The organism is Salimicrobium humidisoli, assembly GCF_002295105.1.
Taxonomy (GTDB): Bacteria; Bacillota; Bacilli; order Bacillales; family Halobacillaceae; genus Salimicrobium; species Salimicrobium humidisoli.
This window is the reverse complement of sequence record NZ_NSGH01000017.1, coordinates 1-13,496: the sequence shown is the minus strand read 5'-3', so window position 1 is coordinate 13,496 and position 13,496 is coordinate 1. Positions and strand designations below refer to the sequence as shown.

General features: G+C 49.4%; 13 protein-coding genes. 4 read left to right on the top strand and 9 right to left on the bottom strand.

The window, feature by feature from the left end:
- Positions 1 to 55: 55 nt before the first annotated feature.
- Positions 56 to 1,711, bottom strand: coding sequence for an SLC13 family permease (locus CKW00_RS10495; protein WP_095822519.1), 1,656 nt, complete (start codon positions 1,709 to 1,711; stop codon positions 56 to 58).
- Positions 1,712 to 1,852: 141 nt separating this feature from the next.
- Here CKW00_RS10495 and CKW00_RS10490 point away from each other — a divergent pair, with 141 nt between their 5' ends.
- Positions 1,853 to 3,052: a LysM peptidoglycan-binding domain-containing protein gene (locus CKW00_RS10490; RefSeq protein ID WP_233129768.1), complete on the top strand. Its 1,200-nt coding sequence runs from the start codon at positions 1,853 to 1,855 to the stop codon at positions 3,050 to 3,052.
- A 48-nt stretch (positions 3,053 to 3,100) separates the two neighbouring features.
- Here the strand turns inward: CKW00_RS10490 and CKW00_RS10485 are convergent, their stop codons facing one another.
- The 6 genes from CKW00_RS10485 to CKW00_RS10460 all read right to left on the bottom strand — a co-directional run bounded on the left by CKW00_RS10485 (position 3,101) and on the right by CKW00_RS10460 (position 8,579).
- Positions 3,101 to 3,679: an NUDIX hydrolase gene (locus CKW00_RS10485; RefSeq protein ID WP_095822517.1), complete on the bottom strand. Its 579-nt coding sequence runs from the start codon at positions 3,677 to 3,679 to the stop codon at positions 3,101 to 3,103.
- Between the two features lie 89 nt (positions 3,680 to 3,768).
- Entirely contained in the window at positions 3,769 to 4,524 is a 756-nt protein-coding gene (locus CKW00_RS10480; protein WP_095822516.1) for a LamB/YcsF family protein, read from the bottom strand.
- A gap of 4 nt (positions 4,525 to 4,528) precedes the next feature.
- Entirely contained in the window at positions 4,529 to 5,536 is a 1,008-nt protein-coding gene (locus CKW00_RS10475) for a 5-oxoprolinase subunit C family protein (protein WP_095822515.1), read from the bottom strand.
- A complete protein-coding gene (gene pxpB, locus CKW00_RS10470; RefSeq protein ID WP_095822557.1) occupies positions 5,533 to 6,234 on the bottom strand; it encodes a 5-oxoprolinase subunit PxpB in 702 nt (233 codons plus the stop codon). The genes CKW00_RS10475 and pxpB overlap by 4 nt, the downstream gene beginning before the upstream one ends.
- 24 nt (positions 6,235 to 6,258) lie before the next feature.
- A complete protein-coding gene (locus CKW00_RS10465) occupies positions 6,259 to 7,482 on the bottom strand; it encodes an NADH:flavin oxidoreductase/NADH oxidase family protein (RefSeq protein WP_095822514.1) in 1,224 nt (407 codons plus the stop codon).
- Between the two features lie 17 nt (positions 7,483 to 7,499).
- Positions 7,500 to 8,579 (bottom strand): AI-2E family transporter, encoded by a 1,080-nt coding sequence (locus tag CKW00_RS10460; protein WP_095822513.1) that lies wholly within the window; start codon positions 8,577 to 8,579, stop codon positions 7,500 to 7,502.
- A 197-nt stretch (positions 8,580 to 8,776) separates the two neighbouring features.
- Here CKW00_RS10460 and CKW00_RS10455 point away from each other — a divergent pair, with 197 nt between their 5' ends.
- The gene (locus CKW00_RS10455; protein ID WP_095822512.1) at positions 8,777 to 9,577 is read left to right on the top strand and encodes an alpha/beta hydrolase family protein; all 801 of its coding nucleotides are present in this window, start codon (positions 8,777 to 8,779) and stop codon (positions 9,575 to 9,577) included.
- Between the two features lie 12 nt (positions 9,578 to 9,589).
- Positions 9,590 to 10,516 carry an AEC family transporter gene (locus CKW00_RS10450; protein WP_095822511.1) on the top strand — a complete coding sequence of 309 codons (927 nt, stop codon included), beginning with the start codon at positions 9,590 to 9,592 and terminating at the stop codon, positions 10,514 to 10,516.
- Between the two features lie 54 nt (positions 10,517 to 10,570).
- Here the strand turns inward: CKW00_RS10450 and CKW00_RS10445 are convergent, their stop codons facing one another.
- Positions 10,571 to 11,035 (bottom strand): divergent PAP2 family protein, encoded by a 465-nt coding sequence (locus CKW00_RS10445; RefSeq protein WP_095822510.1) that lies wholly within the window; start codon positions 11,033 to 11,035, stop codon positions 10,571 to 10,573.
- Between the two features lie 133 nt (positions 11,036 to 11,168).
- Here CKW00_RS10445 and CKW00_RS10440 point away from each other — a divergent pair, with 133 nt between their 5' ends.
- Entirely contained in the window at positions 11,169 to 11,564 is a 396-nt protein-coding gene (locus tag CKW00_RS10440; protein WP_095822509.1) for an RDD family protein, read from the top strand.
- 20 nt (positions 11,565 to 11,584) lie between these two features.
- On the opposite strand, the gene CKW00_RS10435 is transcribed toward CKW00_RS10440, so the two are convergent.
- Positions 11,585 to 12,175 (bottom strand): hypothetical protein, encoded by a 591-nt coding sequence (locus CKW00_RS10435; protein WP_095822508.1) that lies wholly within the window; start codon positions 12,173 to 12,175, stop codon positions 11,585 to 11,587.
- Between the last annotated feature and the right edge of the window lie 1,321 nt (positions 12,176 to 13,496).

Sequence of the window (13,496 nt, the reverse complement as noted above, 5' to 3'; positions counted from 1 at the left end):
AAAGAAGAAGCATGGAGCCGGAAACTCCATGCTTCTTCTTTTTTTACATCGTTACTTAATTCGGGTTCTTGAGCATTTGCGGCACTTCGGTGAGATCGATGCCCCATGCCACTGGAAGCCAGAAATAAACGGCGAGGGTTACGATAATGACCCCTACAAAGTTCAAAGCGATACCGGCTTTGGCCATGTCCGGTATGCGCAGATATCCGGAACCGAATACGACGGCGTTCGGAGGAGTAGCCACCGGCAGCATAAATGCCGAAGAGGAAGCTACGCCGGCAGCGATCATAACAGCATAAGGATGCACCCCGAGAGCTACCGCGAGTGACGCCATAATCGGATACATCATATTCGCCGTCGCCGTATTCGAAGTGATTTCGGTAAGGAAGATCACCATCACCGTCACGGCAAGCAGGACGACGAACAGATTGACGCCTTCGAGTATAGTAAGCTGATTCCCGAGCCACTCGGAGAGGCCCGATGCACTGAATCCGCCGGCGATAGCCAGTCCACCGCCGAACAGAAGCAGAATGCCCCACGGCAATTTCACCGCGGTATCCCAGTCCAGAATCCGTCCTCCCTTTTCGTTCTTCGCAGGAATGATGAACAGAATGACGGAAGCAGTAAGGGCGATGACGGCATCATTTATGTTTTCGTTCACGAACTCCTGCAGCAGGAAGGAACGGGTAATCCAGGAGAAAGCAGCCAGTACGAATACGACGAGGATCACTTTCTCCTCAAAGCCCGCTCTTCCTATCGCATCTTTCTCTTTCTTAATGACGTCCCGGCCTCCCGGTAATGTTTTCAGCTTCAGCGGGTAGGCTACTTTAATCAGGTAAAACCATGCAATGAAAAGGAAAGCCCATGCTACCGGCACACCGAACAGCATCCAACGTGCGAAGGAGATTTCCACACCGTATAAATCGCCCGCAATAGCAGCGAAAGCGGTGTTCGGAGGCGTCCCGATGAGAGTACTCACTCCCCCGATCGAAGCGGAGTAGGCAATACCGAGCATGAGTGCTTTTCCGAATCCGAAGTTCTCCTTCGACGTATCGATGGAATCATCGTCCTTCAGCTGTTCCGAAACCTGGTAGATGATAGCGAGACCGATCGGTACCATCATCATGGCGGTCGCCGTATTGGAGATCCACATGGACAGAAAACCTGTCGCCACCATGAACCCGAGTATAATCCGCTCCGTATTCGTCCCTATTACGAGAATAATGCTTAGAGCGATCCGTTTGTGCAAGTTCCATTTTTCCATGGCGAGCGCGATCATAAAGCCTCCCATGAATAGAAAGATTGTATCGTCTCCGTACGAAGACGCCGTCTCGTCCATCCCGAGACCCCCGGTAAGCGGAAACAGAATGATCGGCAGGAGGGAAGTAAGCGGTATGGGAGCCGCCTCTGTCATCCACCAGCTCGCTACCCATAGCGTACTTGCGAGTACGGCCTGGGCGTCATCCGACATCCCTTCAGGCTGGAAAAACAAAAGCGTAAGTACGAACAGAAGCGGGCCGGTGATCAGACCGATCCACTGCACCTTCGAATAGCTCGGCCCTCCGTTATCGTCATCCGGTCGGACACTCCGTTCCGAATCGGTCGCTTTTCCGGTGGACGTGCCACTGTTATTCGGCTTAACGAAAAAATTCAGAAGCTCCTTGGCCTGGTCGTGCTTTTCCCACAGCCAGTTCCATGTTGCTGATATCATATATTGGCCTCCTGTTCCTTTATGTATGCGTTATCATTTGACGATTATATCAGAAAGTTGCCTCTTTTTGTTCTTTTTTTTACTTTTAAGTAAAACATTACCGGTACTTTGAACAGGAAATCTTCTGCGAAAGAGAGTATAATGGAAGTACAAAACTATAGTGAGGTGACTGTAATGAGCCGGATAGTGACCATGTTCTTCATGACTGTGCTGCTCGTTTTCGGTTCTTTCTCCACGGCCTCTGCTGCAAGTTCCGTGTTCACTATGAAAGGGAACACTTCCTCGAAAACTGTAGCTCTTACTTTCGACGACGGTTCGGACGGCACCAACATCTCTTCCATCCTCAATGTTCTGGACAGGGAAAACGTCACTGCTACCTTCTTTTTAACCGGTTCCGGAGCGAAAAAACATCCCTCCTCTATACGGAGTATCACGCGTGCCGGTCATGAAATCGGCAACCATTCCTATTCCCATCCCGACTTCACTACTATTTCTTCTTCCCAGATGAGAAATGAACTTTCCCGTACGGAAAGCACGATCAAATCCATTACCGGCCAGTCTCTTTCCCCTATTTTCCGGGCCCCGTTCGGAGCCGTTAACAGCCGGGTTCTGAACACTGTCGGCAATGCCGGGTACACCCATACTATCCACTGGGACATCGACACCCTGGACTGGAAAGGCTACTCTTCTTCCCGGGTGTACGACCGTATTATGTCGAATGTCCAGCCCGGATCCATTATTCTGATGCATACGGGTGCCGGGGCTTCCGGAACGACGAAAGCCATCTCCCGTGCCATCCCTGCTTTAAAGCAGAAGGGGTACAGTTTCACGACGGTCTCGCAACTGCTCGGCACGACGACAGCTTCCACCCACCGCGTGCAGCCAGGAGACACGCTCTACTCTCTGGCCAGAAGATACGGAACTACTGTAGATGCTCTGATGAAAAACAATAACATTTCGGATGCACGTATGCTTCGTATCGGTCAGGTTCTGCATCTCTCCGGTTCCGGAAATGGAACTGTGGACCCTCCCGCCTCGCAGACTTCCTATACGATAAAACGCGGCGACACGCTCTACAGTATCGCGAGAAGATATAACGTGTCGGTGTCAAACCTTGCTTCCCATAACAACATCTCCAACCCGGCTTATATCCGCACCGGTCAGGTACTGAAAATCCCGGGTACCGCTCAAGTAACCAAAACGCATACAGTCAAGTCAGGGGACACCATGTACCGGATCGCCCTGAACAACCGCGTCACCGTTTCCGCTCTTGCCGCCACCAACTCCATCTCTTCGCCGTATATCATTTATCCGGGACAGGTACTAAAAATTCCGCGATAAAAAATGGGTGTGCTCCCTCATTCACGGGCGGCACACTGTACATATCTTTCATCCTTCCGTTTCCAGAAATTTTTCGACGGCGTGAATGAGTCTCGGGTAATAGGAGTTGCCGTGGGGGACAAAGTCGTCTTCTTTCAATATCCGTCCTCTCGCCGAATTCACTTCATCTTTCTTTCCCTGAAACAGGGCTTTGAAGTCCTCCCAGCGTATCCGGTCCATTTCTTCTACTTCCTCTTTCTGCAGGGAAAACTGGGAAAGGGAATGACTGCAGACGTAAACATGTTCATGAGCGAATTCCCGGTCGATTCCTATCCACGTATCGAGTACCGCTATTTTATCCATGTTTTCATAAGGGATATCAAGGCCGATTTCCTCCTTCACTTCCCTTACCCCGTCCGCCACGGACTCTTCCGCTTCCAGATGTCCCGCTGCCGTGATGTCATAAAGACCGGGGTAATCTTTTTTGGACGTACTTCTCCATTGAACGTACACAAAGACATCACTTCCGCAGTAACTTAGAAGCCAGCAGTGAAACACTTCATGCCACTCTCCGGAAACGTGAGCCTTTTCCCTCTCCATTATTCCTTTGTATTCATAATCTTCCGTAAATACTTTTATGTATTCCATCGTTCTCTCCTCTTACACTAATTGTACTTTTGCTTTTAGCTAAAGGCCGGCCGTTCACTGTTTAAAATAAACGGCCGGTCCTCCCCCCATTACACGCCGGGAGCTTTCATACTTATGTCGTTCTCCTCCAGAAATTTCCGGATGAAGCGGGTGAAATCCACCGCTTCGCTGTTGTCGCCGTGCACACATACAGAATCCGCCTGTATGTCGATCGTCGTTCCTTCCCCGGTTCTCACCCTTTGATGAAGCACCATATCACGGACCTGCTCTAAAGCCTGATCTCTATCCGTAATCACTGCGCCCTTCTCTTTTCTTGGGGTAAGGGTGCCGTCAGACTGATACAGACGATCCGCAAATACTTCACTCACTACGGGAAGGCCGGCGTTCTTCCCGGCTTTTAGCAGCTCGCTCCCGGCAAGACCGTAAAGCATCATGCCGCCGGCGTCCCTTACAGCTTCCGCTATCGCCTGTGCCAGTTCCGCGTCTTTGGCAGCCGTGTTATAAAGAGCCCCGTGAGGCTTCACGTGCTGAAGACGAGTGCCTTCCGCTTCTGCGAATGCCTGCAGTGCCCCCGTCTGGTACAACACAAAATCATAAGCGTCCTCGGGAGTTATATCCATCTTCCTTCTTCCAAACCCGGCCAGGTCCGGAAGTCCCGGGTGGGCTCCGACAGCCACATTTTTTTCTGCAGCCATACGTACCGTTTCTTTCATTAAACGGGAATCTCCGGCGTGGAACCCGCAGGCTATGTTGGCAGAGGTCACGTGATCCAGCACTTCCCGGTCTCTCCCTTTATTGTACACTCCGAATCCTTCACCCATATCGCAATTCAAATCGATAGCCATTCTGTTATCCCTCCATTATTTTTCGTTTGACGGATTGTTCACACCGGGCCAGCCGGTCTTCGACAGTCAATAACAGTTGCTCGGCCTCCGGGTGAGTGACCATACGGAAACCGATAGCCTCTCCCGGACGCAGCTGTGCTGCCTTCGCACAGTCCACACTGATGATCTGGGCTATTTTCGGATAGCCGCCCGTCGTCTGCCGATCGGCCAGCAGAATGATCGGTTCACCGTTCGACGGCACCTGAACGGTTCCGTATGTCACCGGTTCCGACAGAATATCCTGTGATTCCCGGAGCGTCAGAGCCACTCCGTCCAGCCTCACACCCATCCGGTCGGACTTGCTCCCGGCTTTGTACTTTTCTGTTTCAAACGCTTCTTTACTTCCGGAATCAAACAATTCATAGTGCCTTCCCGGAAATGCACGCAGTTCTCCGGGACTACCTCCCCGAAAATGTCCGGGTCCGGGGACTCTCCAGGGAGGATAAGTGAATCCTTTTTCTTTGGAGGACCGACTCAGCGAGGTCTTCACCTCTTCGTTCAGATTATTAGGATTTTTTACCGAAAGCACGTCTCCGCGTCCGAGTTTCCTGCCTTTATACCCTCCGGCGTTCATACTCAGGTAGGTAGAGAAGCTGCCGAGAAAATCCTCGCCGACAAAACCTCCCGCTATCGCTACATACGTCCGGATTCCCCTGGAAGCATTGGAAAAATTGAGGATCTCCCCTTTGTCTATATATACCGGTCGCCACATCGGTACACGTTTCCCGTTTATTTCCGGTTTCATGTCCGCTCCGGCGATGGATATGACGGCCGGTTCCTCAAACAGAAACTCGTCCCCCTGAAGAGTCATCTCCAGTACAGCTGCGCCGGCCTCGTTTCCAACCGCAATATTGGCCAACCGGTAAGCGAATGTATCCGCCGCTCCTCCCGGACTTGCCCCGTATTTCTGATAGCCTCTGCGGCCTCCATCCTGTATTGTCGTCAAAAGACCCGCTTTCTGCACCTGTATCATTCTTCTCCCTCCAGACGGTTATATTCTTCAGAAGAAACAGGGTAAAATTTCACCCGGTCCCCCGGTTGAACGTAGGAGGGAGGGTCTTCATCCGGACTGAACAGCTTAATAGGGGTTCTGCCGATAAGCTGCCATCCTCCGGGAGACACTACCGGGTACACTCCGGTCTGCGAACCGGCTATCCCGACCGAACCCGCCGGCAAGCTTGTTCTCGGAGAATCTTTACGGGAGGTTGCAATCCGCTCGTCCATCCCTCCGAGAAAAGGAAACCCGGGAGCGAATCCAAGCATGTATACCAGATACTCGTTGTCGGAGTGACGTTTTATGACTTCCTCTTCCGTCAGTCCATTCTCTCCGGCTACCACAGAAAGGTCCGGACCGAATTCCCCTCCGTAACAGACAGGGATCTCCACGGTGCGGTGTCCGCTCCCTTCCCGCGGCTCCGTCGTCTCCACGACCTTCTTCAGCATCTCCGCCACCTGTTCATAAGGGGAAGAATGCTCAGGGTAAAATGCCGGAGCATCATAGTAGACGGCCAGTCCGGTATAAGAAGGTACAATTTCAAATAGCCATGACCACTTTTCTTTCTCCAGCCGGGCCGCGACTGCCTGCACCGACTCATGCGTCTCAGGATCGATTTCATCTCCTAAATTAATGAACAGGGACTGGTCTCCAAGCGGTTCAATCGTATGTTTCATCGTGAGATTCCTCTCCCTTCCCAATCATGCTCTCCGTTTTTGAAATACTCCCGTGCCGTTTTCCCAGAGCGCAAGAAGCATGGACAGTTTAGCGGAGAAGCGCGGCTTTGTCGCTTTTCCTTTCCCCATCCTGTGCAGCTGCTGGCTGTACCACATCACTTCCATCATCCCGGCTTTGTCTACCGGAGGAATGCCGGTCTTAATGGAGGGGATCACAATGTCCTCCATCTCCCCGTGTAACATTTTACGCGGGATGTCCGGATCGACCGCAAGGGGACGGGCCAGACCGATCATATCGGCAGAGCCCGAACGAACTGCTCCGATCATTCCCTCCTTCGTACGAAAGCCGCCGGTCACTGCTACCGGAAGATGGGTCTGATTCTGTAAAGCATCGGCATATTCCAGAAAGTAGGCTTCACGTTTCGATTTTACCGACTGTTTGCCGGTCATGACAGCCTTCTCATATGTGCCACCTGAAATTTCGACGAGGTCTACGCCCAGGCCTTCGAGAGTACGGATGACGTAGACCGACTCCTCTTCTGTAAATCCGGCCTGCATGAAGTCGGCACTGTTTATTTTCACTCCGATCGGGTAATCTTCTCCGACTTCCGCCCGCACGGCGCGATAAATCTCTTTTAAGAAACGGGAGCGGTTCTCGATGGATCCTCCCCATTCGTCCTCCCTGATATTATGTCTCGGCGAGAGGAACTGACTGATGAGATAACCGTGAGCGGCATGAATCTGTACTCCGGTAAATCCCGCCTCTTTCGCCAGAGCTGCTGTTCTTTTAAAACGATGGATAATTTCTTCAATCCCTGCTTTAGTCAGTGCCCGTGGCGGAGCGAAAAACTTCTGGAAGCCTTTAGGGAAAGGGAGGGAAGATGGAGCCTGCCCTTCTTTCACAAGACCTCTCACTACCTGTTTTCCGGGATGATTGAGCTGCATCCAGAACTCGTTCCCTTCTTTTTTTCCGGCTTTTGCCCAGCGACGGAACGTGTCCATACTCCCCGCATCTTCCAGCACTACATTACCCGGTTCCCCGAGCGCATCGCGCGTAACCATTACGTTTCCAGATACTATTAGGCCGGCGCCCCCTTCGGACCAGCGTTCATACAGTCTTATAAGATCTTCCGTAGGGGCGTTCGACCGGGAAGCCATGCCTTCACTCATAGCCGACTTCATGAAACGGTTTCTGATGGTGACTCCTCTGTTCTCAAGAAGCAGAGGCTCCTGTAAATAGTGGATCATACCTTCCTCTCCTTCGTTCAGACGGATCGTTTTTTCGATTCCTGATACATCTGGAAGTATCTGTAGAAGTTATAAAGCAGCACTTTAATCACGGAATAGAGCGGTACAGCGATAACCATTCCTATAAATCCTCCGAGCGGAGCGGCTACGATAAGCAGAAAAATAATCGTCAGCGGGTGAATGTGCAGACGTTCTCCGAGAACCACCGGGGCAACGATGTTCCCTTCCAGCTGCTGCACAACTATCAGTGCCACAAGTACGTAAATGACCATTATCGGAGCCTGGGTCAGTGCCACAACAATCGCCGGTATTACACCCAGTATCGGTCCGAAGAACGGTATGATGGCCGTCACCACCACGAACAAACCGAGAATGAGAGCGTAATCAAGCCCGATGATCAGGTAACTGATATACATAAGCACCCCGTCCACGAAGGCGACGGTCGCCTGACCGATAATATACGCAGCCACGGTCTCGTCGAGTCTCCGGAACAGTCTGGTCGCTTCTTCCCTCTTTTCCCCGGAAAAAGGACTGGTAAGAAAAGGAACCAGTTTCCTTCCGTCTTTCAGAAAGAAAAACAGTACAAAAGGAATAATGATAATCACAGTCGCTGCTCCTGCTACTGTTGAAAACGTTTCGGCAAAATGTTCACCTATATCCTGTCCAAGGCTGCTGGCGTATTTGCTGACCTGCTGTTTCAGGGAGTTCGTCGAGAGCATCCCCATGTCTTTACCTTCGAGGCCCTGCCTTGCTTCTTCCGCAGTTTTACTCAGCTGATCCGGCAGCTTCGAGATGTTCTTCGCCTGTTCCTCAATAGTGGATGCAAGCAGACTAACACCGGCTGCAATCAATCCTCCGACTGCTGCGAACAGAATAAGAATGGAGGCGAGAAGCGGTATCGATAATTTCCTCGACAGCCATTCCACCACCGGTCTGGTAAGATAGAACAGAAACCCGGCGATCAGTATCGGATAAAACAGCGTCTGGAATAATGTAAGAAACGGACTGAATATGTTTAAAAGCTGCATAAAATAAATAGTGATCAACAATAAAATAAAAGCCGTAATGTATTTGAAATAAGGGTGTTTCCACCACATACGTCTCACTCCTTCCTCTTAAATTTTCACTAAATTGTATTTCGTTAAACCGGAAAAGCCCGGCTTTTTCGCCGGGGTGTCCCGTACGGTTATAATTGTTCGCACCCGAACCGGGAAAAGAGTTGCAAGTTTCTCTGTCGGATGAGTTTTCTAAACGACTGAATAAGTGTAATATTCCTAAAGAGAGGTGAAAAAATATGCAAAGAATTTACTATGGAGAAGATATATACCAGTACGGGGAGCTCATGCTTCCGGAAACGCCCGCCCCTCACCCGGTGGTCGTCATTATACACGGGGGATTCTGGAAGACTGATTTCGATCTCGACCTCACGCGGGAAATAGCGATGGACCTGACCGCTGCCGGCTGGGCAACGTGGAATATCGAGTACAACAGAATCGGTCAAAATGGCGGAGGATGGCCCGGGAGTTTCCGGGACGTGGCGGACGCCATGGACCATCTGATTCACATTGAACACGAATACCGTCTGGATCTGGATCGCGTCGTCACACTCGGTCATTCAGCCGGCGGTCATTTCGCTCTCTGGCTCGCAGGCCGTCACAGACTTCCCGATACGAGCGAACTTTTTAAAGAAAATTTTCTCGCGCCGGGAGCGGCCGTCAGCCTTGCCGGCATCAGCGATCTGTCCACGATGCATATGATCCACGCTTTCCGCGACCAGGAACTCGCGAAGCCTGCGGACAACCCGACGGCTGAACTGATGGGCGGAAGTCCTCTGGAAGTACCGGAGCGCTACCGGGAAGGCTCTCCGAAAGAGCTCCTTCCTCTTTCCACGGCGCATATTCTCTTCCACGGATCCCTCGATGTGAATGTTCCCGTCGGTATGAGTGATGACTATCACGAATGGGCGGAAAACATCGGGGATCCTGTTAAATATATCAGGCTTACGGATACGGAACACTTTATGTTTACGGACCCCTCCACGAGAGCCTGGAAGAAAGTGAAGGAAGAAATGGAATTACTGCTGAAACATCTGTAAGGAGGGGATTCTATGGCAGAACTGCTGACGATTCTTCTGGACATTCTCCTTCCTGTCTTCATTATCATGGGTATCGGTTTCATCCTCGAGAAAAAATTCGATCTGGATTTGAACACGTTGGCAAAATTGAATATATACTTTCTCGTTCCGGGTTTCATATTCGTAAAACTGTATGAAACGGAATTCGCCCCGGGGAAATTCCTCGGTATCATCGGCTTCATCGGCCTGTACGTATTATTACTTTTTATCATTACAAGAGTATTCACCCGACTGCAGGGGATGGACGGAGCGAGGGCGACGACAGTGTCCAACAGCGTCATCTTTTTCAATTCCGGCAATTACGGCGTACCGGTGAATGACCTCGTTTTTAAAGGGGATCCATTCGCCATGTCGATTCAGGTCGTCGTTCTGACGATGCAGAACGTGATTACCTTTTCCTACGGCATCTTCGCTCTGCAGTCCATTCACATCGGGAAATGGAGAGCGATGGCCGGATATTTCAAAATGCCCGTCCTTTATGCTCTTCTTGCAGGCATTCTTCTGAACGCCGGAAACATCGCCGTACCTTCCTTTCTCTGGGTACCATCCACCTACATAGCCGATGCGATGATAGCGATCGCTCTCGTCATGCTCGGGGCTCAGGTGGCAAAAATTAAGTGGACCACAAATTTTTCTTCCGTCTATCCGAGTCTGTTCCTGCGTCTTCTCGCAGGACCGCTCCTTGCTCTTGGTATGATTTACGTATTCGGGCTTCATGGCGTGACAGCCCAGGCGCTTTTCATCGCTTCCGCCATGCCTACCGCCGTCAACAGTGCCGTCATCGCCCAGGAATACGAGAATTATCCCGAGTTCGCGGCCCAGATCGTCCTTTTGTCCACTCTCTGTTCAGCGGTGACGGTCACGTTCGTTATTTATGTGTCCCGGATTATCTGGGGATAAAAAAAAGCAGGAAGAAGAACCGGGATATACGTTCTTCTTCCTGCTTTTTACGCATTAATGCTCAATTTTGGCGGACCACACGCCGAGGATACCGCCCAATATAGCACCGCCCAGCACTTCCAGGGGCTGATGACCGAGAAGTTCTTTCAGTTCCTTCTCTCTTTCCACGAATTCAAGACTCGGGAAATCCTTGGAAATTTTAGAGAAACTGTCTTCCAGCTCATTCACGAGTTTGGCGATTTCACCGGTGTGACGGCGTATGCCCTGGGCGTCATACATAACGATGACCCCAAAAACGACGGCCAGAGCCGTTTCTGTGTGCCGTGAACCTTTATTGGCAGCTATGTAGGAAGCTATAGAAGCCACTCCTGCCGAGTGCGAACTAGGCATTCCTCCGGTCGCTGCCAGCTGTTTCACGTCCCATTCCCCGGTCTGTCTGTAATACGTCCATATCTTTGCTGCCTGTGCAAGACCTATGGAACCGAGAGCCGTAATGATTCCTCTGTTCATATCTTCCATCGTACTCAACTCCTTCCTTAGTCCCTGTTACCCTTAACTTCTTTCTATTATGCTTTGAAAAGGATAATTTACTGCAGAAATGAAACTTACTATGTAAGCCCTGCGTACAGATAATAAAAAAGGAGGTATGAAAATGAAACCCGTCACGAAAAAACGTACCTGCGCCGTGCTTATCGACATTGCGTTCTCCGGTATCATCAATGCTGCAGCAGAGAATCTTCTCAGAAAAAAAGTGAAAAACGAAGCTTTCCTTACACTCGTTTCCCCGACTCTTCTCACCTGGGGGATGGAGTACGGACAATTGAAGTACAGCGGGCAGACGATCGGCTATAAACTGATGGGACTGAGACTGGAAAGTGAAGACGGCGCTCCTCTCACTTCCGGTCAAATTCTTAAACGTATAGCTCACCGGGAGTTCGCAAGCAGCATTTCATACATGAGAGACAGAAAGAACTTCTCAAAAGACGAGGGCCGGAGCCTTGCCCAGGACCGGTTCGCAGGAACGATTGTAACGACGGAAAGCACCTGAGTCTTCAGGTGCTTCCTTTATTAATACAATTTCCTTACCATACCTTCCACGGTCGGAGGATCCACCTCGTGATCCTTTTTTCCCCAACGGAAAAAAACGAGGACAAGCATCAGTCCGCCAAGCACCTGCACAACCCTCGCATATACGGAGAATTCCGCCGGCACTCCGTACTCGTCCAGCCCCATCGTGTAAAGCCCCCATATCGTCATATGGACGATAAGGTAGACGGAAGTCCTTGCGAACGTGAGGCGGTGAAAACGCCGGAATCCTTTCTCAAAGAACATGCGGAAGAGACAGAGAGCCGTCCCGAACACAAGCAGGGATACAGGCATCGTAATCAGGATGGAAAACTCCTGAAGCCATACATAATCAAACAGGACACCTGTACCAAAGAACAGGAAAAGGACGAGCAGTGTGTTCCGGTTAAAATGGTCCAGTTTCCTTATAAGGTAGTGGAACCAGTACTCTTTTCTGTTCACCCAAAGCACGAAGCCCGCAGGCAGAATAAACTGCAGAAATCCTTTGCCGATAATGCTTGCGAACAGCGAATAATGGCCGGCAGCACCGACTGAGAATACGAAAAAGACCAGCAGGAGTAACATCTTCTTCATCCAATCCCTCCACGTTCATGGAATACAGAACAACGAAAAAGCCTACCTTTTAGTTACATTAAATATATTCCTCTTCCCATACTTCGTCAACCGGCTCCTTATTCTTACCACAGCCTTTAATTCTTGGAAAACAAAAAACCTCCCCTGTTCCGAGAGAAGGGTTCATGTAAGTGAAGCATAACGGGCTTGAACCGGATACGCTGAAAGAATATTCTTCCGTTTAAATGATCTAACCTGCTTCCTCCAATAACAATACGCAAAAATGGTGTCTTCCCTTATAACGGTTATACGAACAAACCGCTGGGTTATCCTGCCTTCGCTATCTATATAGACTATTTCAACTTTTTGTTTATTAGAAAGACCTCTTTCAAGAACTCCCTCCATAGTTATCTCTCCCCTCTCAAAAAACAGGAACATTTGTTCTTATTATACCACTCAGGGGGCAAATTAAACAAAAATAAGCAGCCTAATCCAAATCGGAAAGACTGCTTATTTTTATGGTTCCGTTATTTGATTATCGCCTTATTAATAAAAGAAGATGAGGAGAACCTTTTCGCCGTTACCAAACTTCTCACCATAACAAAAACCCCTTGCATAGCAAGGGGTTACATAGTGGAGCATAGCGGGCTCGAACCGCTGACCTCTTGTCTGCCCTGCCAGACATGCCCCCCTTATAGGGAGGTGTAGGATAAAGAAGGATGAACGTTGACGCATCAAGGTTTGTTGCACTTCTCTTATGATGATGACGAATCGTATGTGATGGTTGTTGTCCGAATCTGCCAACAAGTAGGCAATAAAAAAGTAACTGCTTGGACGCCTTCATATTCTTTATATATTCATGATTATAAAAATATACAGGCAAGGTTTGTACAGCGAAATCAAATATTCATTTCTTCTTTAATGATGATACCTCCCCTTTTTCTTTCTACACGAGAAAAGGGTTATCTAACAATTCACTTGGTACTTTTTATGATTTTCATTTAAACTAATCATCCCATACTCTTTGTGGAGATTTTCTACTTTCTTTTCAATGTAATAAAGTTGATTTTTTTTAGTAATAAATTCTTCTATCTTCAGTAGACTCTCGTCATTGTATTCCATCTCTAATAAACTAGAATCGTGTAAAAACAACTGGTGCAAAAAAATCAGAAACGTAGTTTTTTGCAAGCAATATTCATAAGAAACAATACTAAAGATGACGTACAATAGTTTGTGTAAAGCTCTTGAAGACAAAAAAAGAGGTAGGGTATCCTCATAGTTAACGACCAAATCAACTCATGAAAGGGGATCCCCTACCTATGTCTACAAGTATAGGACAAAA